This is a genomic window from Lentzea roselyniae (assembly GCF_039537795.1).
Classification (GTDB): Bacteria; Actinomycetota; Actinomycetes; order Mycobacteriales; family Pseudonocardiaceae; genus Lentzea; species Lentzea atacamensis.
The window spans coordinates 247,377-268,555 of record NZ_BAABBE010000003.1 but is presented as its reverse complement, the minus strand read 5'-3'; the positions used below and the strand labels follow the sequence as shown (position 1 = coordinate 268,555).

Genomic DNA, 21,179 nt, shown 5'->3' with positions numbered 1-21,179 from the left:
ACGCGAAACCGCCCCGGCCGAGGTGACCGGGGCGGTTCGGTGGAGCGGTCCTACAGGTAGGTGCCGGTGTTCGTGGCCGTGTCGATCGCGCGGCCCGCCTCCTGGTTCTTCCCGGTGACGAGCGTGCGGATGTAGACGATCCGCTCGCCCTTCTTGCCCGAGATGCGTGCCCAGTCGTCGGGGTTCGTCGTGTTCGGCAGGTCCTCGTTCTCGGCGAACTCGTCGATGATGGCCGCCTGCAGGTGCCGGACCGAGAGGCCGGGCTGCTTGGTTTCGAGCAGCGACTTGATCGCCGCCTTCTTGGCCCTGTCGACGATGTTCTGGATCATCGCCCCGGAGTTGAAGTCCCGGAAGTACAGGACCTCCTTGTCACCGTTTGCGTAGGTGACCTCCAGGAACCGGTTGTCCTCGGACTCCTCGTACATGCGCTCGACGGTGTGCTGCACCATGCCCTCGATGCAGGCCTTGGGGTCCCCGCCGAACTCGGCGAGGTCGTCGGCGTGCAGCGGGAGGTTCGGCGTCAGGTACTTGTTGAAGATGTCCTTCGCGCCCTCGGCGTCGGGTCGCTCGATCTTGATCTTCACGTCGAGGCGGCCGGGGCGGAGGATCGCCGGGTCGATCATGTCTTCACGGTTGGAGGCGCCGATGACGATGACGTTCTCCAGGCCCTCGACGCCGTCGATCTCCGAGAGCAGCTGGGGCACGATCGTCGTCTCGACGTCGGACGACACGCCGGAACCGCGGGTGCGGAAGATCGAGTCCATCTCGTCGAAGAACACGATCACCGGGGTGCCCTCTGACGCCTTCTCACGAGCCCGCTGGAAGATCAGGCGGATGTGCCGCTCGGTCTCACCGACGAACTTGTTGAGGAGCTCGGGGCCCTTGATGTTGAGGAAGTAGGACTTGGCCTGCTTGTCGGTTTCGCCGCGGATCTCCCGCACCTTCTTGGCCAGGGAGTTCGCCACCGCCTTGGCGATGAGCGTCTTACCGCAGCCGGGAGGGCCGTAGAGCAGCACGCCCTTGGGCGGGCGCAGCTCGTACTCGCGGAAGAGGTCCGCGTGCAGGAAGGGCAGCTCCACGGCGTCGCGGATCTGCTCGATCTGCCGGGACAGGCCGCCGATGTCGCTGTAGTCGATGTCCGGGACCTCTTCGAGCACGAGATCCTCGACCTCGGCCTTGGGGACCCGCTCGTAGGCGAAGCCCGCCTTCGAGTCGACCAGCAACGAGTCGCCGGGCTTGAGCGGCGAGTCGAGCAGCGGCTGGGCGAGCCAGACCACCCTCTCCTCGTCCGCGTGGCCGACGACCAGCGCGCGGGCGATCTGGTCCTCTCCCTCTTCGGAGAGCACCTCCCGCAGCGCGCAGACCTCACCCGACCGCTCGAACCCGCCTGCCTCGACGACGGTCAGCGCCTCGTTGAGGCGGACCGACTGGCCGAAGGACAGCTTCTCCGGCTCGACCGCGGGGGACACGGCGACCCGCATCCTGCGGCCGGAGGTGAAGACGTCCACCGTCCCGTCGTCGAAACGCGCCATGAAGACGCCGTACCCGCTGGGCGGCTGGGCCAGCCGGTCGACCTCCTCACGCAGCGCGAGCAGCTGGCTACGTGCTTCGCGGAGGGTGTCTATGAGCTTCGTGTTTCGCTCGGTCAGTTGGCTGACCCGTTCCGTCGCCTCGGCCAGTCGCTGCTCGAGCAACCGGACGTGGCGCGGGGACTCGGTCAGCTTGCGACGCAACGACGCGATCTCGTCCTCGAGGAACCTGATCTGCGCTGTCAGCTCAGCAGAATTGTTGCCCTGGTTCAGCTCGCCACCCTCGTCGGGCTGGCTGCCGGGATGACCGTGCTGCATGTCGGCACCCTCCTCCCGTGTTCGTACCGATTACGGTACCGGCGATCACCGACAAAATCGTGCACTCACAACATCATCTTCGCTCGTGTGACGCAACGGTCCGGCCTCCAACAGAGGTCAACTGCTCCATCTCGGTGTTCGGTGGAACCGCCCACCCGCTACGGTGCGTCCCAGAAGCACCGACCGGCGTTTCGCCCATCGACACGCCGATCGACCTGCGAGAAGTCCGAGGAGAGGGTCATGGGAGCACCTCGGCGGGCACCCGGTCCCCACGCTCCGCGACCACCCTCGGACGACCGTGAACACGTCCCGTGCGGCTCGCGGCCCGGCGACGGGCGGCAACCCGCCGTCGTCCCACCAGGTGGACCACCGGCTGCTCCGATCGGTGGTCACGCACCGCAACGCACCCCGCCCGTGCTCGTCGGAGGACCCGCTCAGGCGGGGCTTCAGCGCGACCGGAGGCCGTGCGGCCAACCGGGTGGTCTTGCCGGCGCAACCGGCGCACCACCCCGACAGCGCAGTGCATCGCGGTCGATTCCCGCTGGAGTTGCCGCAATCGTTATCAGACACGGCCTTCGCGCTGCCGGATGGCAACAGCACATCGTGTGCATAACCACTCGTGCGTGTCGATAGACCCCATTCGCCCGCGCGTTAGTCCGCGAAGCACCACAATGTCCAGCGAAAGATCACCTCATCCGCATCGGGGGAGTTTCGATGACCTACCCGCCGCAGCAGCCCGGGCCCTACGGGCAGCAGCCGCCGCCCGGTGGGCCGTACGGGCAGCAGCCGCCGCAGCAGCCGGGTTACGGCCAGCAGCCGCCGCCCGGATACGGCCAGCAGCCGCCACCGGGTTACGGCCAGCAGCCGGGTCCGTACGGCCAGCCGCAGCAGGACCCCTTCGGCCAGCAGGGACCGCAGAGCGGTGGTTTCCCGCAGCAGGGCTACGGCCAGCCCGGCCCCTACGGCCAGCAGCCCGGCTACGGCGGGTTCGGCGGTCCCCCGCCGAAGAAGAGCAACACCGGCATGATCATCGGCGTCGTCATCGGCGTCCTGGTGCTGGTCGGCGGCGGTATCACCGCGGCGGTGCTGCTCTCCGGCAACGACTCGAAGAGCAACTCCAGCTCCTCCGGCAACTCGAACAACGGCGGCAGCGACACGAGCGGCGGTGACGACACCGCCGACGTGAAGAAGGCCGCGGAGGCCTACATCGCCGCGGCCGCGGCCAAGAACGAGAGCAAGGCCAAGTCGCTGGCCTGCAAGGAGATGCTCGACGAGGCCGCGGAGCTCGAGAAGAACGCCACGCCAGAGCAGAAGAAGCTGGCCGAGGAGCTGAAGAAGATGCCGGCGCCCAAGATGACGTACAAGGGCGCGACCGTTTCCGGCGACACCGCGACCGTCAAGATCGAAGTCAGCGCGAACTACGGCGGCCAGAACCAGACCGCGGACTCCGAGTGGAAGTTCAAGAAGGTCTCCGGCGACTGGAAGTTCTGCACTCTCCAGAAGGACATCAAGGTCCCGACGACCCGCTAACGGCCATTTGAGTGCGAACCACCAGAATTTCAGCTGAATGAGAACGACTTCCACATCGGGGGAATTTCGATGACGTACCCGCCGCAGCAGCCCGGCCCGCACGGGCAGCCGCCCAATCCGTACGGCCAGCAGCAACCGGGTCCTGGCCAGCAGCCGGGCTACGGCCAGCAACCGGGCTACGGTCAGCAGCCCGGGTACGGCCAGCAGCCGGGCTACGGTCAGCAGCCCGGGTACGGCCAGCAGCCGCCACCCGGTTACGGCCAGCAGCCGGGTCCGTACGGCCAGCCGCAGCAGGACCCCTTCGGCCAGCAGGGACCGCAGAGCGGTGGTTTCCCGCAGCAGGGCTACGGCCAGCCCGGCCCCTACGGCCAGCAGCCCGGCTACGGCGGGTTCGGCGGTCCCCCGCCGAAGAAGAGCAACACCGGCATGATCATCGGCGTCGTCATCGGCGTCCTGGTGCTGGTCGGCGGTGGCATCACCGCGGCGGTGCTGCTCTCCGGCAACGACTCGAAGAGCAACTCCAACTCGGCGTCGACGAACACGAACCAGCCGACGAACGGCAGCAACAAGCCGACCACGCCGTCGTCGAAGAGCTCGTCGAGCGGCGGTGACTCCGACGCCAAGGAGGTCGCCGAGGAGTTCACCAAGATCGTCCTGAAGGGCGTCCGCGCGGGCAACAGCAACCCGAACGACGTCAAGGCCCTCGTGTGCGCCGCGGAGTTCCCCAAGCTGAAGACCCAGTCCGGCCAACCGCAACCGGGGGCGTCGGCCACGGTGACCGACGTCAAGACGTCGGGCAGCAGCGGCACGTTCACGCAGAAGCTCACCGGGCTCGTCAATCCGGCCGAGCCGGGCAAGACCACCTCGGGCGGCATCATCTACAAGCTGTCCAAGGAGGGCAGCGACTGGAAGGTCTGCGGCGTCGACAAGATCGAGTCCAACTGACCTGACGCCAAGGGCCCCGAACTTCGGTGAAGTGGGGCCCTATCGCGTCACCAGGGCGAGGTCAGCCCTTGCTGGGACGGCGCTGCGGCTTCGGTGCCGTCACCCCGTCCGCGAGCTTGCGCGTGGTCAGCAGGAACGCCGTGTGCGCGATCATCCGGTGCTCCGGGCGCACCGCGAGACCGACGACGTGCCACGGGCGGACGAGCGTCTCCCACGCATGGGGCTCGGTCCAGCACGTCATCTCCCGCAGCGCCTCCGTGACCGTGGAGAGCTGCGTCGTGGTGGCGACGTACACGACCAGGACGCCGCCGGGGATGAGGTTCTTCGCGATCGTGGGCAGAACCTCCCACGGCGAGAGCATGTCGAGGATGACCCGGTCGACCTCGCCCTCGTGGTTCTTCACGTCGTCGACGGTGATCGACCAGTTGCCGGGGCGCTCGCCGAAGAACGTCTCCACGTTGCGGATCGCGTGGACCGCGTGGTCGTCGCGCACCTCGTAGGACTGGACGCTGCCCTTCTCCCCCACCGCGCGCAGCAGCGAGCACGACAGCGCACCGGAACCCGCGCCGGCTTCCAGAACGCGCGCGCCCGGGAAGATGTCGCCGTACATGACGATCTGCGCGGCGTCCTTCGGGTAGATGACCTGCGCGCCGCGCGGCATCGACAGCACGTAGTCCGGCAGCAGCGGGCGCAGCGCCAGGAAGTTCGTGCCGCCCACGGAGGCCACGACCGAGCCCTCCGGCTGTCCGATCAGCGAGTCGTGCGGGATGGCGCCGCGGTGGGTGTGGTACTCCTTGCCGGGTTCGAGGACGACGGTGTAGTGCCGCCCTTTGGGGTCGGTCAGCTGAACCCGGTCGCCCGGACGGAACGGGCCACTTGCGCTAATCACCGCGCAATGGTGTCAAACGCCCTTCTCGATGGCCGCACGCAGGTCCTCCCTGCGCAGCACACCCGCCGGACGGCCTTCCAGATCCACGACGAGGAACTGCCACGCCGCCGTGCCCTGGACGCGTTCCACGATCTCCTCGCCGGACTCGTCGGCGAGCAGCACGGTCTCGGGCAGGATCGGTTCGGCGGCCTGTTCCGCCGGCGCGAACGGGCTTGCCGCGGCGAGCCTCTCGGCCGCCTCGGTGTCGAGCAGACCTGCCGCGACGCCGTCCGCCCTGACGAGCACCACGCCGCGCCCCGCCGAGGTGCTCAGCGCGTCCGCCACGGGGCTTTCCGCGGGCAGCTGGAGCACCGGGCGGATGAGGTCGGCCAGGGTGAGACCGGCGGGCCAGGTGCGGCGTCGTTCGCTGGCGAGCTCGCTCTTCGCACCGGCGACGACGACCCACGCCGTGAGCGCGCACACACCGAAGCGCAGCCAACGGTCTTCCGCGCCTTGAGCGACGCCGTAGAGCGCCCACGCCACCAGTGCGATGGCGACGGCGAAACCGCCGACCACGGCGACACGCGTGCCCGTCGCCCGTTGCCCGGTCGCAGCCCACACGCCTGCTCTGACGATCCTGCCGCCGTCCAGCGGGAGTCCCGGCAGGAGGTTGAAGATGGCCACCGCGACGTTCGCCGCGGCGATCTGGAAGACGAGCACCCACACGACGTCGCCCGGTTCCATCACGAACGCGCCGATGCCGAAGATCGCCGCCAGCGCCACGGACACGACGGGTCCGGCGCCCGCGACCACGCCCTCGTGGCTGGGTTTGCCGGGCGTGCGCATGATCTCGGACAGCCCGCCCAGCAGGTACAGGCGAAGTCTGCGCACCGGCAGGCCGAGCCGCAGCGCCGCGACGCAGTGGCCGAGCTCGTGCGCGAGGACGCTGAGCCCAAGGAACACCGCGAAGAGCGCCGCGAGGAGAAGGCCGACGCCGGGCGGCGTGCCGGGCGCGAGGTCGTCGACGAGCGGCGCGTAGAAGGCCACCACGATGGCCGAGCCGATCCACCACGACGGCGCGAGCACCACAGGGATGCCCGCCACCCGGAACAGCAGCAGGCCGCCCTCTCGCTCACTGATCCGCGCGGCCACGGGTGCACTGTAGAGCCGCCGGTGTGATCTCGCGGTGTACCGCTTCCGGGGATTGTCGGACCTCTGTCCTAGGGTGCCAATCATGAGCACCACGTTGCGACGGCCGGCCCTGTCCCCGTCCCGGGCCGGGGACTTCAAGCAGTGCCCGCTGCTCTACCGGTTCCGCGCGGTCGACCGCCTGCCGGAGAAGCCGACCAAGGCGCAGGTGCGCGGCACGGTGGTGCACGCGGTGCTGGAGGATCTCTTCGCCCTGCCCGCCGCGGAACGCGTCCCGGACCGCGCCCGTTCGATGATCGCGCCCGCCTGGGAGCGCGTGAAGGCGGAACGCCCCGAGTTCTCCTCGTTGTTCGAGCAGGCGGGCACCGACGAGGAAGCGCAGTGGCTGGAGTCGGCCTCCGCGCTGCTGGACGGCTACTTCGGACTGGAGGACCCGCGCCGCCTCGAACCGGAGTCGCGCGAGCTGCTGGTGGAGTCCGAGCTCCCGTCCGGCGTCCTGCTGCGCGGCTACATCGACCGGGTGGACGTCGCCCCGACGGGTGAGATCCGCGTGGTGGACTACAAGACCGGCGCCGCGCCCCGCGAGGTGGGCGAGGCGAAGGCGTTGTTCCAGATGAAGTTCTACGCGCTCGTGCTGTGGCGCCTGCGCGGCGTCGTCCCCCGCCAGCTGCGCCTGATGTACCTGGCCGACCGCCAGGCGCTGGCCTACACGCCGGACGAGTCCGAGCTGTCCCGCTTCGAGCGCACCCTCGAAGCCATCTGGCAGGCGATCATGCGCGCGGCCCCGACCGGCGACTTCCGCCCGTCGCCCAGCCGTCTGTGCGACTACTGCGACCACAAGGCGTTCTGCCCGGCGTTCGACGGCACCCCGCCTCCCTATCCCGGCTGGCCGGAGCCGGACGACACCGAGCCCCTCCAGGACCGCGACTGATGACCGCCTTCTACCTTCCGCTGGGCGAGGACACGTTCCGCTCGACCGAACACACCGTCGGCCCGTGGGGCCCGGACAGCCAGCACCTCGGCCCGCCGTCGGCGTTGCTGGTGCGCGCGCTGATGGCTCGGCGGCCGACCTTCGCGCGCGTGACGTTCGAGGTGCTCGGCCCGGTGCCCGTGGCGGAGCTGACGGTGTCCACTTCGGTCGAACGTCCCGGCCGCTCGGTGGAACTGCTGTCGGCGTCGCTGTCGCACGAAGGCCGCGTGGTGCTGACCGCGCGGGCCTGGCACATCGTCGGTTCGGACACCACGGCCGTCGCGGGCGGGGACGTGACCGGGATGGCGCCGCCGTCCTCCGCGGTGCCGATGGAGATCCCGGACTTCTGGTCCGGCGGCTACCTGGCCGCCGTCGAGTGGCTGTCGGTGTCGGGCGGGATCTTCACGCCGGGCGACGCGCAGGTGTGGGCCCGCCCGCGGGTCGCCGTGGTGGACGGGTTCGAGCCTTCTCCGCTGGAGCGCCTGTTCTCCGTGGTCGACTCGGCCAGCGGTGTTTCGTCCCGTGTGGACATTCGCAAGTGGTACGCGATCAACACCGACCTGACCGTCCACTTGCACCGGCAACCCGTCGGCGAGTGGGTCGGGATGGACGCGCGGACGACCATCGGCCCGGACGGGACCGGGCTGGCGACCAGCACGGTGCACGACGTCGAAGGGCCGGTGGGAACGACGGCACAGGCGTTGTTCGTGCGCGAGCGCTGACTCAGCGGGAGAACTCGAGCCGGGTGGCGGGCTCGTCCCTGAGCACCACGACGACCCCGCTGCTCCTGGTCCACTCGTCGGACACGAGGAAGTACTTGCCGCCAGTGTTCTCCAGCAGCCGCAGCCCCACGTACCGGTACCGGTACCTCGACTTCTCCCCGTCGAGCGCTTGTTCCCGGACCCCGGGAGCCGAGATGTGCAGGCGCTCCTGGCTGTAGACGGTCACCGAGGGCGCCGCGTGCGCCGCGAACTCGTCGGCCATCCGCTGCCCGTCCACCTGCGCGTAGTTCAGCGCGGCCCAGAACAGGCACAGCACCCCGGCGGCTGCGGCGAACAACCTGATCCTCGGCCAGTTCCAGTCGCGCCCGGCGCGCAGACGGATCACGTAGCAGGACAGGAGGATTCCGCCACCGACCGCCAGCGGAAACGTGTAGAAGCTCGCCACCGGCCACACGTACCCCAGGCCGACCACCACCAGTGGCAGCTGCACCCACGCCCACGCCAGCGCTGTCCGCAACGGCTTGGACGCCAGCAGGGCGGACCGCAGGCGCGGCTCCAGCCACAACCACACCAGCCCGGACACCACGACAACGGCCAGCAACACGAACACCGGCGTGATGCTGCGCAGCATGTAGTCCGCTGTGGACATGCCGAGGATGTTGCTCTCGATGCCGAGCGCGCGGGACTGCGTGTCGCTGCGCTTCCAGCCGAACGCCACCAGCAGGCCGGTGATCACCGTGACGTTGGCCAGCACCGCGCCGACCTTGCGCAGCACCTCGCCCTGGTCCACCGGCTCGGGCCGCTTCTGTCTGGGCGGCAGGTGTTTCGGCGTCCTCACGACGAGCTCGTGGTCGTCGTAGTGCTGGTCGTCGTCATGGTCGTGGTGGTGGTCCTGCCTTCGACGACATCCGTGCGTGGATCGTCCTTGGCGAACGGGTCGTTGGTGGGCCAACGCGGCGGCGTGCCGGGGGTGCAGCGCACGGAGTCCTGCGGCACCTGATCGAGCACGCTGCGCACGGCCTTCAGGACGGCGCAATCGCACTCGGCCGAGCCACCGTCACCCTGATGCATCGCGAGCCCCAGCTTGGCCGCCTTGGCGAACATCGACCGGGCAGCGGAGGCCTTGCCACCGCAGAGGTCGACCGCCGCCTGGTACAGCGGGGCGTTGCGCGGTGTCTGCAGGCCGCTCCAGGTGCGGTCCAGTTCCTGCTGCGCCTGATCGCAGGCCTTCTCCACCAGCCGCGTGTAGATCACGTCCTCGTTGGTGGTCGGCGACCTCGGACCCGACGGCAGGTTCCAGCCGTACTGCCGTTTCGGCGTGGTGGTAGTTGTCTTCTTCGGAGGCGTGGTGGTCGTGGTTTCCTGAGTCGTCTCAGTCGTGGTCGTGGTGGTTTCGACGAAAGTGTCACCGGGCCCGGACAGGGCTCCGCTGCCACATCCGGCCAGAACCAACGCGAGCGCTAACGGAACGATCCCGCGGCAGCCGTCCATCGCAGCCACCACCCTTTCCTCGGTAGTGCAATCTATGAGGCAAGGATGCGCCCGCCGGATATACCAATTCGCTAGGCCGAATGAGGGATTGACGGAACAGCGAGCGCCCCGAGCAATGCGCGGACGCACAAATCGCGCAACTCCACCCGGTCCAAAACGTCGTGCTCCAGCCACTCCACACACATCACGCGCACGAAGCCCAGCCACGCCATGACGGCGGCGGACGCGAGCGGCCCGTCCACCCCTGCCGCGTCGAGCAGGCGGCGTTGCAGCACGGCGAACTCGCCGGTGATCACGGCCTGCACCACCGGGTCGTTCGCCAGCACCCGGTTCGCGTCCAGCACGAGGTTGCGGTTCGCCAGGAAGTGGTCGAAGTGGGCGTCGAGGCCGGCCGCGACCTGCTCGGTCAGCGGTCCGGCACCGAGGTCGCCGACCTCGACCAGGAGCTGGTCCGCCGCTCGCTGGTGGACGGCCGCGAAGAGGTCGCGCTTGCTGGAGAAGTGCCGGTACAGCAAGGCGCGCGAGATGCCCGCGCGCTCGGCGACCTCCTCCATGAGCACCTCGTCGTAGGGCTTCGCCGCGAACAGCGCGGCGCCGACGTCGAGGAGCTGGTCGCGGCGGGCGGCCGGGGTGAGTCTCACACCGGAGAGCTTAGTTGACACGTGTCTACCAGGCGCGTTTAGTAGACACGTGTCAACTAAGGGGCGACTCAATGGCCGCAACGCTGCGATGGCTCTCGTGGGCAATGGGCGTGGCGTGTGTGTTGATCGGGGCGTACCACGTCTTGTTGGGCATCGACTCGGTACCGGGTGAGGCGGGAGCCGGGGCGACGGTCGACAGCCGCGAGCGCTTCTACAACGCGATCTTCCTCGGCTACGGCCTGGCGTGGATCTGGGCCGCCCGCCAGTCGCCGATCCCGGCGAACGCGATCAGGTGGATCGCCGCCGTGTTCGCGATCGGGGCGTTCGGCCGGCTGCTGTCGATGGCGGTGCACGGGCAGCCACACTGGTTCCAGATCCCGCTCACCGTGATCGAGGTGGTGCTGCCACCGCTGTTCTTCTGGCTGGCAGCGGCCGGCGAGAAGGTGCACCACCGGCGCGGCCGAGGCGTACCGTCAACGGCACTGTGAAGAGGTTCGCGAACCGGCAGGAGGCGGGCCGCGCCCTGGCGGCGCGACTCGCGGACCACGCCTGGCACGACCCGCTGGTGCTGGGCCTGCCACGCGGCGGGGTCCCGGTCGCCAAGGAGGTCGCGGACCAGCTCGACGCGGAGCTGGACGTGGTGGTGGCGCGCAAGATCGGGGCGCCCGGTCATCCCGAGTACGGGGTCGGCGCGGTCACGGCGGACAGCGAACCCATCTACGACCCGGCCGTCCTGCGGGCGCTGAACCTCACCGAGGAACAGCTGTCGCGCACCTGCGACGAGGAACGCCAGGAGGCCGCCAGGCGCACCGCCCTCTACCGCGGGGACAGGCCGCCGCCGCACATCAGCGACCGCGACGTGATCGTCGTCGACGACGGGCTGGCGACGGGCGTCACGGCCAGAGCGGCGCTGCACTGGGTCGCCCGGCACGCGCCGCAGCACCTAGTCCTCGCGGTCCCGGTCGCCGCGAGGGAGTCGATGACGACGTTCGACACCCCCGTGGTGGCGGTCCTCGTCCCGCGGAACTTCGGCGCGGTCAGCCGGTGGTACGACAGGTTCGATCAGACGACGGACGCCGAGGTGCTCAGCGCGCTCGCGTAGTGCTCCACCACCGGGAACGGCGAGTAGAACCGGTGCAGCAACGACGACCAGCGCTCGTACGACGGCCCCTGGCGGAAGCCCACGGTGTGCGCCTCGACCGACTCCCACCGCACCAGCAGCAGGTACCGCGACGGCGTCTCCAGGCACCGCAGCAGCTCGAGACCGAGGAAGCCCGGCGAGGCGGAGATCAGCTCCCGCGCCTCGCCGAACGCCCACTCGAAGTCGGTCTCCTGCCCCGGCACCACGTCCAGGACGGCGTGCTCCAGGATCACAGGCGGCAGAACCTGATGTCCGACGCCAGCACGGCCTTGGCGCCGATCGCGGCGAGCTCGTCCATCACCCGGTTGGCGTCGCGGCGCGACACCATCGCCCGCACGGCCACCCAGTTCTCGTCGGCCAGCGGGGCGACCGTCGGAGACTCGAGGCCGGGGGTGAGTGCGACGGCGTCGTCCAGGAGCGACCGCGGGCAGTCGTAGTCGAGCATCAGGTACTGCTGCGCGAACACGACACCCTGCAGGCGGGCCGTCAGCTGCTTCTTGGCCGCCGTCAGCTCGGAGCCCGCGCGGTGCACCAGCACGGCCTCGGACTCGCAGATCGGCTCGCCGAACGGCACCAGGTCGTGCTGGCGCAGCGTCCGGCCGGAGCCCACGACGTCCGCGATCAGGTCGGCCACGCCGAGCTGGATCGAGATCTCCACGGCACCGTCGAGACGGATCACCTTCGCGCTGATGCCGCGGGCCTTGAGGTCGCGGTTGACCAGCTTCGGGTACGCAGTGGCGAGCCGCTTGCCCTCCAGGTCCTCGACCTTCCAGTCCTTGCCCTTGGGCCCCGCGTAGCGGAAGGTCGACCCGCCGAAGCCCAGCGCCAGCAGCTCCTCGACCGAGGAGCCGTTGTCGTCGGCACCGGAGTCGGCGGCGAGGTCGCGGCCGGTGATGCCGAGGTCGAGGTCGCCGGACGCCACGTAGATCGCGATGTCCTTGGGACGCAAGAAGAAGAACTCGACGTCGTTGTTGGGGTCGAGCACGGTCAGGTCGCGGGACTCGTGCCGCTGGCGGTAGCCGGCCTCGGTCAGCATCGCGGAGGCGCGTTCGGTGAGCGCGCCCTTGTTCGGGACTGCAACGCGCAGCATGTGAGGGTCTCCGTCAGAGGTACTTGTAAACGTCGTCGAGGGTCAGGCCGCGGCCCAGCATGAGCACCTGGAGGCGGTACAGCAGCTGCGAGATCTCCTCTGCGAGCTTCTCGTCGGACTCGTACTCGGCGGCGATCCAGACCTCGCCCGCCTCCTCCAGCACCTTCTTGCCCTGCGCATGGACGCCGGCCTCGAGCGCTGCGACGGTGCCGGAACCCTCCGGCTTGGTGGCGGCTCGTTCGGTCAGTTCGGCGAACAGGGAGTCGAAGGTCTTCACGGGGGGATATCCTCCCATCTCCCGGACACGGGTCCACACCACGGTCACATCTGTCCCACGCCGTGGACGTGATCTGTCCTGCATGGACACCCAGTAGCGTGAACTTCGTGTCGGAGTTCGCCGAAGTGCTCGAATCGCTGCGCCGGGTGCGCGGCATCAACCCGTTCTTCGCCCTCGACGTGGGCCGCCCGGACGAGACGTGGCTGCCGGGCACGGCGCTGCTCGAAGGCCCCGCGCTCAAAACCACGATCGACGCCATCGCGACCCGGTACAACGCGGAGGAACCACGCGTCGCGGCGAGCCTGTTCTTCCTCAGCTACACCGCGCGGCTGCTGAGCCCGCTCACGGCCGCGAACATCCCGATCGACATCAGGCCGGAAAACCTGTGGTGGCACCACGACATCACGAACGGCCTGAGCGTCCGCATCGACGAACCCCGTCTCGGCCCGCCCGCCGCGCAGGCGCTCGAACCCGTCGTGGAGGCGATCCAGGGGGTGACTCCGGTGGCGCGCGGATTGTTGTGGGGCAACGCGATGTCGAACATCGCGGGCGCGCTCAAAATGGTTGTCCGCGCACGCATGCTCACCGCCGAGGAAGCGGAAGAACGCGGCGAACGAGTGATGAGCGCGCCGCCGTTCGAACAGGCGGGGGAATTTCTGAGCTTCCCCGGTGAGGTCACGTTCCGGCGTCGGTCCTGCTGCCTTTACTACCGCGTCGCCGCTGGTGGGAAGTGTGGCGACTGCCCACTCGTGAAGTGAGGAACGCAACAACTCCAATGGCCGGTTGTGCTTGAGCGCCGGCTCAAATTACGGTGCACGCGCCGCAGTGACGGGAAGCCGGTGAAAATCCGGCGCGGTCCTCGCCACTGTGACCGGGAAGCGATCCCCGCCGAGAACGTCACTGGCACCCGAGAGGGCGCTGGGAAGACGCGGGGGCAGCGTTGATCCGGGAGTCAGGAGACCGGCTGCGGCGCCGCAAGGAGAGTTGACCTTCCACGAGGTATGGAGGAGCCCGTCATGACGAGCCCCGCAGCACATCTGTCCGCCGTCCGCGTGCCCAAATGGGCCTTCGCCGTCGCTTTGCTCGGCCTGATCGTCACCTACCTGGTCCTGCAGGAGAACGGCCTCGCGCTCGGTGCGAGCTCGGAGCTGCTGCACGAGTTCTTCCACGACGGCCGTCACGCGCTCGGCGTCCCGTGCCACTGATCTGATCTCCAGTTCAAGCACATGACGACGACGTACAAGTCCCTTGCGCTGCGCGGAATCGCGGCGGGCGGCATCGCCGGTGTCGCCTCCGCGCTCGTGCAACTGCTGGTGACCGAGATTCCGATTCGGGCCGCGCTCGCGGTCGAGGAGGCCCGGGAACCCTCCGGTGACGGCCACGCCCACTCGCACGGCGAGGAAGAGCTGGTCAGCCGGGGCGCCCAGGTCGTGGGCGGCATGCTCGGCGTGGTCATCGTCGGCATCGCGGTCGGCCTGGTGTTCGCCACGGCCTACGCGCTGTCGAAGCGGTGGTTCGTCGACCGCACGCCGTTCAGCCGCAGCTTCGCGTTCGGTGCCGCGGTGTTCGGCGCGGTGGCGTTGCTGCCGTGGATCAAGTACCCGGCCAACCCGCCTGCTGTGGGCGACCCGGAGACGGTCAACTACCGGACCGCGCTCTACCTCGGTGTGGTGGCGGCCGGTCTGGTGATCGTGTGGGGTGCGAGCTGGCTCGCCGAGCGGCTGCGGACGCGGACGCAGCCGGTGCGGGTCACCGCGGTGCTGCTCGCGGTGGTCGCGGCCGTCGCGGTGGTGCTGCTCGCGTTCCCCGCGCCGCCGGACACGATTCCCGCGGACATGCCGGTGAACGTGCTGTGGCAGTTCCGCCTCAGCTCACTGGCCCAGCTCGCCACGCTCTACGTCGGTCTCGGCGTGGTGTTCGGCCTGCTGATCGATCCGGCCACGCGCAGGGCCAAGGCCGCCGAGAAGGCGGCCATCGCCTGATGGCCTGGGGGTGGCCGTGCGCGCGGCCACCCTCACCGGCTCCGAGTGGCTGGACCAGTGGGGCGACCGTCGCCGTCCAATGGTTGTCCAGTTGCGATTGCCAGCATGGAGGCGTCGGCGACCTTGCCGAGGTGGCCTGATTCCACTGGTCTGGTGAAGGAGTCCTCCATGTCAGTTCGACAGCGGCTGGCGGCAGTCGCCGCCACTCTGCTCATGTCGGTGAGCGGGCTGGTCGTGGCGAGCAGCCCCGGCCTTGCGGCGGCTGATGCGTCGTCCGCCGTGGCGCCGGCGGCCGTACCGGTCGGCACGTATCGGATCAGGAACATGGAACGGCCCGGTGAGTGCCTCCAGGCGGACCCGAGAACCGCGCCGGCGATCGGTACGGCGATGGCGATGGTGCCCTGCAGCGACAGCATTTATCAGAGGTGGCTCTTCGGGTCGGCCAACCCGAGCTTCCCGTCCGGTTTCAACGAGGTCCGCAACGCCGCCGGCAGGTGCCTGGACGCGCACGACCGCGGCGGAGTGGTGCACGGCAACATCATCCACCTCTACGACTGCAACAAGAGCCCCAACCAGGCGTGGGCGTTCTCCGTACCGCCTTCGCACGGCGTCGTCTGCATGTGGCGTGCGCATCTGTGTGACAAGGTGCTGGACCAGCAGCTCTACCACACCGCCGGGCTCGGCTACCGGGTTCACCTGATGAACACCCATGGACGTGCCAACCAGGACTGGTACGTGGAAGCCGTCGGCTGAGACGAGCGAGTCCGGTGGCTCAGGGGATCTCTGAGCCACCGGACCGGTCAGAGCGCCTTCAGCACGTCCAGGTCCACGCCCACCAAGGAGTCGCGGAAGATCCGCCGCTCCCCCGCCTCCACCTCGACATCACACGGCACCACCAGCACGGTGCAGCCGGCAGCCACAGCGGCGGCCACGCCCGTCGGCGAGTCCTCGATCGCCACGCAGCGGACCGGATCAACGCCCAGCAGGCGCGCAGCCTTCAGGTACGGCTCGGGCAGAGGCTTGTTCAGCCCGTCCACCTCGTCCCCGCACACCGTGACGTCGAACAGGTCCCGCCCGATCGTGTCCAGCGCGACCTCAGTCAGCGAACGTTCGGTCGACGTCACCAACGCCATCGGCACGCCCGACGACCGCACCGCCCGCAAAGCGTCGGCAGCGCCCGGACGCCAGGGCAGACCAGCCCTGAACACCTCCTCGGTGCGGCGCGAGATCCAGGCGGCGCCGTCGGCGAGGTCGGCCGCGGAAGGCTCGATGCCGACGTCGGCGAACAGCAGGCGCATCGTCGTGGGCACGTTGGTGCCGACCATGCGTTCACGGGTCTCCAGCGAGAGCACCCCGCCGAGCTTCTCGGCGTACTCGTAGAGCGGGATGTCCCAGAGCTTCTCGGAGTCCAGCAGCGTGCCGTCCATGTCCCACAGCACAGCTTGCAGGTCAGACATTGAAGTACTTCGCCTCCGGGTGGTGCGCCACGAAGGCGTCGGTGGACTGTTCAGGGTGCAACTGGAGTTCCTCGGACAGCGAGACGCCGATCCGCGAGGGCTCCAGCAGTTCGACGATGCGCCTGCGGTCTTCCATCTCCGGGCAGGCGCCGTAGCCGAACGAGTAGCGAGCGCCGCGGTAGCCCAGGCGGAAGAACTCCTCGACGTCGGAGGGATCCTCGGCGGCCACTGACTCGCCGGACGGCCACACGAGCTCCTCGCGGACGCGCTTGTGCCAGTACTCGGCCAGGGCTTCGGTCAGCTGGACGCCGAGGCCGTGGACCTCCAGGTACTCGCGGTAGGCGTTCTTGCCGAACAGTTCGTTGGCGTAGTCGGCGATCGGCTGGCCCATCGTCACGAGGTGGAACGCGATGACGTCGACCTCACCGGCCTCCTTCGAACGCCAGAAGTCCGACAGGCACAGCCGGCGATCCCGCTTCTGGCGCGGGAACGTGAACCGGAACCGCTCGGGGGAATCGGCAGCGGGCTCTTGCAGGATCACCAGGTCGTCGCCGTCGGAGACGCACGGGAAGTAGCCGTAGACGACCGCGGCGTGGGCCAGAACCCCTTCTGTGGCAAGGCGTTCCATCCAGTAGCGCAGACGCGGGCGGCCTTCGGTCTCGACCAGTTCCTCGTAGGTCGGGCCGCCGCCGCGCGTGCCCTTGAGGCCCCACTGGCCCATGAACGTCGCACGCTCGTCCAGCAGTGCCGAGTAGTCCGCGACCGGGATGCCCTTCACGACGCGGCTGCCCCAGAACGGCGGCGTCGGGATCGGGTTGTCGGACGCCACGTCCGAGCGGCCCGGGAACGACTCCTCCGGCTCGGCGGCGGCCTTGCGCGCGGCCGCGATGCGCAGCGAACGTTCGCGGCGTGCCTTGCGTTCCTCGGCCTTGGCCTGAGCCTCCGGGTCGACCAGCGGCGCCTCGCCGCGCTTGGCCGCCATGATCGCGTCCATCAGCCGCAGGCCCTCGAAGGCGTCGCGGGCGTAGCGGACGTCGCCGAGGTACATCTCGGTCAGGTCGTTCTCGACGTACGCGCGGGTCAGCGCCGCGCCGCCCAGCAGCACCGGCCACCGCGCGGCGACACCCCGGGAGTTCATCTCCTCGAGGTTCTCCTTCATGATCACGGTCGACTTGACCAGCAGGCCGGACATGCCGATCGCGTCCGCGCGGTGTTCCTCCGCGGCTTCGAGGATCGCGTTGATCGGCTGCTTGATGCCGATGTTCACGACCTCGTAGCCGTTGTTGGACAGGATGATGTCGACGAGGTTCTTGCCGATGTCGTGGACGTCGCCCTTGACCGTGGCGAGCACGATCCGGCCCTTGCCGCCGTCGTCGGAGCGCTCCATGTGCGGTTCGAGGTGGGCGACCGCGGCCTTCATGACCTCGGCGGACTGCAGCACGAACGGCAGCTGCATCTGGCCGGAGCCGAACAGCTCGCCGACCGTCTTCATGCCCGCGAGCAACGTGTCGTTGATGATCTGCAACGCCGGGCGCTGCTCCAGCGCGGCGTCGAGATCGGCTTCCAGGCCGTTGCGCTCGCCGTCGACGATCCGGCGCTCCAGCCGTTCGAACAACGGCAGCGCGGCCAGTTCCTCTGCGCGCGAGGCGGAGTTCGACTTCGTCGTGACGCCTTCGAAGAGCTCCATGAGCTTCTGCAGCGGGTCGTAGCCCTCGCGGCGGCGGTCGTAGACGAGGTCCAGCGCCACGGCGCGCTGCTCGTCGGGGATGCGGGCCATCGGCACGATCTTGGACGCGTGCACGATCGCGGTGTCCAGGCCCGCCTGCACGCACTCGTGCAGGAACACGGAGTTCAGCACCTGGCGCGCGGCCGGGTTGAGTCCGAAGGAGACGTTCGACAGGCCCAGAGTCGTTTGCACGTCAGGATAACGGCGCTTGAGCTCGCGGATCGCCTCGATGGTCTCGACGGCGTCGCGGCGGACCTCCTCCTGGCCGGTGGAGATCGGGAACGTCAGGCAGTCGACGATGATGTCGTTGACCCGCATGCCCCAGTTCTTCAGGTCCTCGATCAGCCGGACGGCGACGCGGACCTTCCACTCCTTGGTGCGGGCCTGACCTTCCTCGTCGATGCACAGCGCCACGACCGCCGCGCCGTGCTCCGAGGCGAGCCGCATGATCTTCTGGAAGCGGGAGTCCGGGCCGTCGCCGTCCTCGTAGTTCACCGAGTTGACGGCACAACGGCCGCCGAGACACTCCAGGCCCGCCTGCAGCACCGCGGGCTCGGTCGAGTCCAGCATGATCGGCAACGTCGACGCGGTCGCCAGCCGCGAGGCCAGCGCGCGCATGTCCGCCTCGCCGTCGCGGCCCACGTAGTCGACGCAGAGGTCGATCAGGTGGGCGCCCTCGCGCGTCTGGTCGCGCGCGATCTCGATGCAGTCCTCCCACTTCCCGGCCAGCATCGCCTCGCGAAATGCCTTGGAGCCGTTGGCGTTCGTGCGTTCGCCGATCATCAGCACCGAGGCGTCCTGCTTGAACGGAACGGCCTGGTACAAAGAGGACACACCGGGCTCTGGACGCGGCCTGCGCCGGGACGGTCCGAGATCGCGCACCGCCTCGGCGACCTGACGCAGGTGCTCGGCCGTCGTGCCGCAGCAGCCGCCGACGAGCCGCGTGCCGAACTCCTGCACGAACCCGGCCAGCGCCTGCGCCAGCTCCTCCGGCGACAACGGGTAGACCGCGCCGTTCGGGCCGAGCTCCGGCAGGCCGGCGTTCGGCATCACCGACAGCGGGATGCGGGCGTGCTTGGACAACGTCCGCAGGTGCTCGCTCATCTCGGCGGGACCGGTGGCGCAGTTGAGGCCGATCAGGTCGATGCCCAGCGGCTCCAGCGCGGTCAGCGCGGCGCCGATCTCCGAGCCGAGCAGCATCGTGCCGGTCGTCTCGACGGTCACCTGGGCGATGATCGGGACGACCCGGCCCTCCGCCGCCATCGCGCGCTTGGCGCCGATGATCGACGCCTTGGTCTGCAGCAGGTCCTGCGAGGTCTCCACGATGATCGCGTCCACACCGCCGACCAGCAGGCCCTTGCACTGCTCCTGGTATGCGTCGCGCAACGTGGCGTACGGCGCGTGGCCCAGCGTCGGCAGCTTGGTGCCGGGCCCGACGCTTCCCAGCACGAACCGGGGCTGGTCGGACGTGCTGAACTCGTCCGCGACCTCACGGGCCAGCGCGGCACCCCGTTCGGACAGGTGGAAGATTTGGTCCGGGATGTCGTATTCGGCCAGGTTCGCGAGGTTCGCGCCGAAGGTGTTCGTCTCGACGGCGTCCACGCCCACCTCGAGATAACCGCGGTGCACGGCCTTCACCACATCTGGCCGTGTCACGTTGAGGATCTCGTTGCACCCCTCCAGACCGTTGAAGTCGTCCAGAGAGAGGTCAGCAGCCTGAAGCATGGTGCCCATGGCGCCGTCAGCGACGACAACACGGTTCACCAGCGCTTCCAGGAACGGCGACTCTCCGCGATCACGCATGGGCCAAGCCTACGATGAGTTGAACAGGTGAGGCCGTAGTCTGGCGCCGTGAACGATCCGTCCCAGGAATCCCCGACCCCCTCGAACCCGCGCAAACCGCTCACGAGTCCGATCATGGTCTGTGCTTTCGAAGGGTGGAACGACGCGGGCGATGCCGCGAGCACCGCCATCGAGCACCTGCAACTCACCTGGGACGCCACCCCGCTCGCCGAGATCGACCCGGACGACTACTACGACTTCCAGGTGACGCGACCCACAGTCCGCATGGTGGACGGTGTCACCAGGAGGGTCGACTGGCCGACGACGCGGCTCTCGGTGTGCCGGCCTCCCGGCTCGTCGGTCGACGTGATCCTCGTGCACGGCATCGAGCCGAACATGCGGTGGCGCAAGTTCGCCGCCGAGCTGCTGGGGCACATCGAAGCTCTCGGGGTGACGACCGTGGTGACGCTGGGCGCGCTGCTCATGGACACGCCCCACACCAGGCCCGTGCCGGTCACCGGCACCGCCTACGACCCGGACGCCGCCGCGAAGTTCGGGCTGGAGCACTCGAAGTACGAAGGCCCCACCGGCATCGTCGGCGTCTTCCAGGACGCGTGCGTGCAGGCGGGCGTCCCGGCGATCTCGTTCTGGGCCGCGGTGCCGCACTACGTGTCGCAGCCGCCGTCCCCCAAGGCCACGCTGGCCCTGCTGCACCGGGTGGAGGAGGTCCTCGACATCGAGGTCCCGCTCGGCGCGCTGCCGGAGCAGGCCGAGGAGTGGGAGCGCACGGTCACCGAGATGGCCGACGAGGACGAGGACGTGCGCAACTACGTGCGCGCGCTGGAGGAACGCGGGGACGCGGCCATCCAGATCACCGAGGCCTCCGGTGACGACATCGCGGCGGAGTTCGAGCGGTACCTGCGCCGTCGCGGGCGGGGACCGGGCTGGCCGTCGACCGGCCCCCGCTGAATCACCCGTTCATGTAGCCGGGCGCGGCGTAGGCGTCGGCCTGAGCGCGGTACAGGTCGGCGTAACGACCCCCACCGGCGAGCAGTTCGTCGTGTGGGCCGGCCTGGACCAGCTCGCCGTTGTCGAGCACCAGGATCTGGTCCGCGTCGGCCACGGTGGAGAACCGGTGCGACACCACGACGGTCACCGCGCCGGTCCGTGCCGCCAGTTCGCGAGCGCGTGCCATGTACCGGGTGAAGATGGCGTGCTCGCTGGGGGCGTCCAGTGAGGCGGTCGGCTCGTCGAGGACGAACAGCAGCGGCGTGGGGCGCATGGCGGTGCGCGCCGTCGATCCGCGCGGTGGCGAGGAAGAACAACGGCTCTTCCACCACCTCCAGCACGTGCCCGAGCAGCAAGGCGGCACCGAAGACCGCCAGCGGCACCAGAGCCCTGGCCAGAACATCCGCGTCCGGCCCGCCTGCCGCCCTGTCCACCAGCGTGGCCAGCGCGATCGCGGAGACGGCCGGCATGAGCTCGCGATGCCGGTCATCGCGACAATCCCAACCAGCAGACCTCGCCCGGCCGCGGCCAGTGAGCGCAGCAGCAGAACACG

At 69.2% G+C, this 21,179-nt stretch carries 23 protein-coding genes and 1 riboswitch; of the genes, 11 read left to right on the top strand and 12 right to left on the bottom strand.

The window, feature by feature from the left end; genetic code table 11:
- Positions 1–50 precede the first annotated feature (50 nt).
- The gene (arc, locus tag ABFX45_RS06720) at positions 51–1,847 is read right to left on the bottom strand and encodes a proteasome ATPase (RefSeq protein WP_109640238.1); all 1,797 of its coding nucleotides are present in this window, start codon (positions 1,845–1,847) and stop codon (positions 51–53) included.
- 714 nt (positions 1,848–2,561) lie between these two features.
- On the opposite strand from arc, the gene ABFX45_RS06715 reads away from it, so the two are divergent.
- Positions 2,562–3,377, top strand: coding sequence for an Rv0361 family membrane protein (locus ABFX45_RS06715; protein WP_346128385.1), 816 nt, complete (start codon positions 2,562–2,564; stop codon positions 3,375–3,377).
- A gap of 69 nt (positions 3,378–3,446) precedes the next feature.
- Positions 3,447–4,322, top strand: a complete 876-nt coding sequence (locus ABFX45_RS06710) for a hypothetical protein (protein ID WP_346128383.1) — start codon at positions 3,447–3,449, stop codon at positions 4,320–4,322.
- Positions 4,323–4,383: 61 nt separating this feature from the next.
- Here ABFX45_RS06710 and ABFX45_RS06705 read toward each other — a convergent pair whose 3' ends face one another.
- A complete protein-coding gene (locus ABFX45_RS06705; RefSeq protein ID WP_211337626.1) occupies positions 4,384–5,208 on the bottom strand; it encodes a tRNA (adenine-N1)-methyltransferase in 825 nt (274 codons plus the stop codon).
- A gap of 15 nt (positions 5,209–5,223) precedes the next feature.
- Complete coding sequence (locus ABFX45_RS06700) at positions 5,224–6,342, bottom strand: site-2 protease family protein (protein WP_233440081.1); 1,119 nt, start codon at positions 6,340–6,342, stop codon at positions 5,224–5,226.
- A gap of 82 nt (positions 6,343–6,424) precedes the next feature.
- Here ABFX45_RS06700 and ABFX45_RS06695 point away from each other — a divergent pair, with 82 nt between their 5' ends.
- Positions 6,425–7,270 (top strand): RecB family exonuclease, encoded by an 846-nt coding sequence (locus tag ABFX45_RS06695; RefSeq protein WP_109640242.1) that lies wholly within the window; start codon positions 6,425–6,427, stop codon positions 7,268–7,270.
- Positions 7,267–8,031 (top strand): thioesterase family protein, encoded by a 765-nt coding sequence (locus tag ABFX45_RS06690; RefSeq protein WP_346128582.1) that lies wholly within the window; start codon positions 7,267–7,269, stop codon positions 8,029–8,031. Before ABFX45_RS06695 ends, ABFX45_RS06690 begins: the two co-directional genes overlap by 4 nt.
- A 1-nt stretch (position 8,032) precedes the next feature.
- Here ABFX45_RS06690 and ABFX45_RS06685 read toward each other — a convergent pair whose 3' ends face one another.
- The 3 genes from ABFX45_RS06685 to ABFX45_RS06675 all read right to left on the bottom strand — a co-directional run bounded on the left by ABFX45_RS06685 (position 8,033) and on the right by ABFX45_RS06675 (position 10,163).
- The gene (locus ABFX45_RS06685; protein ID WP_346128381.1) at positions 8,033–8,869 is read right to left on the bottom strand and encodes a hypothetical protein; all 837 of its coding nucleotides are present in this window, start codon (positions 8,867–8,869) and stop codon (positions 8,033–8,035) included.
- A complete protein-coding gene (locus tag ABFX45_RS06680; RefSeq protein WP_346128379.1) occupies positions 8,866–9,531 on the bottom strand; it encodes a hypothetical protein in 666 nt (221 codons plus the stop codon). The genes ABFX45_RS06685 and ABFX45_RS06680 overlap by 4 nt, the downstream gene beginning before the upstream one ends.
- Before the next feature lie 62 nt (positions 9,532–9,593).
- Positions 9,594–10,163, bottom strand: a complete 570-nt coding sequence (locus tag ABFX45_RS06675; RefSeq protein ID WP_346128376.1) for a TetR/AcrR family transcriptional regulator — start codon at positions 10,161–10,163, stop codon at positions 9,594–9,596.
- Between the two features lie 71 nt (positions 10,164–10,234).
- Here ABFX45_RS06675 and ABFX45_RS06670 point away from each other — a divergent pair, with 71 nt between their 5' ends.
- Positions 10,235–10,651 (top strand): DUF4345 domain-containing protein, encoded by a 417-nt coding sequence (locus tag ABFX45_RS06670; protein ID WP_346128374.1) that lies wholly within the window; start codon positions 10,235–10,237, stop codon positions 10,649–10,651.
- Positions 10,648–11,265, top strand: coding sequence for a phosphoribosyltransferase (locus ABFX45_RS06665; RefSeq protein ID WP_346128372.1), 618 nt, complete (start codon positions 10,648–10,650; stop codon positions 11,263–11,265). The genes ABFX45_RS06670 and ABFX45_RS06665 overlap by 4 nt, the downstream gene beginning before the upstream one ends.
- On the opposite strand, the gene ABFX45_RS06660 is transcribed toward ABFX45_RS06665, so the two are convergent.
- Genes ABFX45_RS06660 through ABFX45_RS06650 form a run of 3 tightly spaced genes read right to left on the bottom strand, consistent with a single transcriptional unit; the run spans position 11,226 to position 12,671 of the window.
- Positions 11,226–11,537: an antibiotic biosynthesis monooxygenase family protein gene (locus tag ABFX45_RS06660; protein ID WP_109640249.1), complete on the bottom strand. Its 312-nt coding sequence runs from the start codon at positions 11,535–11,537 to the stop codon at positions 11,226–11,228. The genes ABFX45_RS06665 and ABFX45_RS06660 overlap by 40 nt on opposite strands.
- The gene (gene hisG / locus ABFX45_RS06655) at positions 11,534–12,394 is read right to left on the bottom strand and encodes an ATP phosphoribosyltransferase (protein WP_109640250.1); all 861 of its coding nucleotides are present in this window, start codon (positions 12,392–12,394) and stop codon (positions 11,534–11,536) included. Before hisG ends, ABFX45_RS06660 begins: the two co-directional genes overlap by 4 nt.
- 13 nt (positions 12,395–12,407) lie before the next feature.
- Positions 12,408–12,671 (bottom strand): phosphoribosyl-ATP diphosphatase, encoded by a 264-nt coding sequence (locus ABFX45_RS06650; RefSeq protein WP_109640251.1) that lies wholly within the window; start codon positions 12,669–12,671, stop codon positions 12,408–12,410.
- A 107-nt stretch (positions 12,672–12,778) separates the two neighbouring features.
- Here ABFX45_RS06650 and ABFX45_RS06645 point away from each other — a divergent pair, with 107 nt between their 5' ends.
- The 4 genes from ABFX45_RS06645 (at position 12,779) to ABFX45_RS06630 (ending at position 15,406) form a co-directional block, all read left to right on the top strand.
- Complete coding sequence (locus tag ABFX45_RS06645; RefSeq protein ID WP_346128369.1) at positions 12,779–13,429, top strand: (2Fe-2S)-binding protein; 651 nt, start codon at positions 12,779–12,781, stop codon at positions 13,427–13,429.
- A 48-nt stretch (positions 13,430–13,477) separates the two neighbouring features.
- A riboswitch (cobalamin riboswitch) is annotated at positions 13,478–13,654 on the top strand.
- A gap of 33 nt (positions 13,655–13,687) precedes the next feature.
- Entirely contained in the window at positions 13,688–13,876 is a 189-nt protein-coding gene (locus tag ABFX45_RS06640; RefSeq protein ID WP_109640378.1) for a CbtB domain-containing protein, read from the top strand.
- A 21-nt stretch (positions 13,877–13,897) separates the two neighbouring features.
- Positions 13,898–14,653 carry a CbtA family protein gene (locus ABFX45_RS06635; protein ID WP_109640252.1) on the top strand — a complete coding sequence of 252 codons (756 nt, stop codon included), beginning with the start codon at positions 13,898–13,900 and terminating at the stop codon, positions 14,651–14,653.
- 168 nt (positions 14,654–14,821) lie between these two features.
- Complete coding sequence (locus ABFX45_RS06630; protein ID WP_346128366.1) at positions 14,822–15,406, top strand: RICIN domain-containing protein; 585 nt, start codon at positions 14,822–14,824, stop codon at positions 15,404–15,406.
- A gap of 47 nt (positions 15,407–15,453) precedes the next feature.
- On the opposite strand, the gene ABFX45_RS06625 is transcribed toward ABFX45_RS06630, so the two are convergent.
- Positions 15,454–16,110: an HAD family hydrolase gene (locus ABFX45_RS06625; RefSeq protein ID WP_109640254.1), complete on the bottom strand. Its 657-nt coding sequence runs from the start codon at positions 16,108–16,110 to the stop codon at positions 15,454–15,456.
- Positions 16,103–19,639, bottom strand: a complete 3,537-nt coding sequence (metH, locus tag ABFX45_RS06620; RefSeq protein ID WP_346128364.1) for a methionine synthase — start codon at positions 19,637–19,639, stop codon at positions 16,103–16,105. Before metH ends, ABFX45_RS06625 begins: the two co-directional genes overlap by 8 nt.
- Before the next feature lie 48 nt (positions 19,640–19,687).
- On the opposite strand from metH, the gene ABFX45_RS06615 reads away from it, so the two are divergent.
- The gene (locus ABFX45_RS06615; RefSeq protein WP_170155207.1) at positions 19,688–20,587 is read left to right on the top strand and encodes a PAC2 family protein; all 900 of its coding nucleotides are present in this window, start codon (positions 19,688–19,690) and stop codon (positions 20,585–20,587) included.
- 1 nt (position 20,588) lies between these two features.
- Here the strand turns inward: ABFX45_RS06615 and ABFX45_RS06610 are convergent, their stop codons facing one another.
- The gene (locus tag ABFX45_RS06610) at positions 20,589–20,900 is read right to left on the bottom strand and encodes a hypothetical protein (RefSeq protein ID WP_211337618.1); all 312 of its coding nucleotides are present in this window, start codon (positions 20,898–20,900) and stop codon (positions 20,589–20,591) included.
- Between the last annotated feature and the right edge of the window lie 279 nt (positions 20,901–21,179).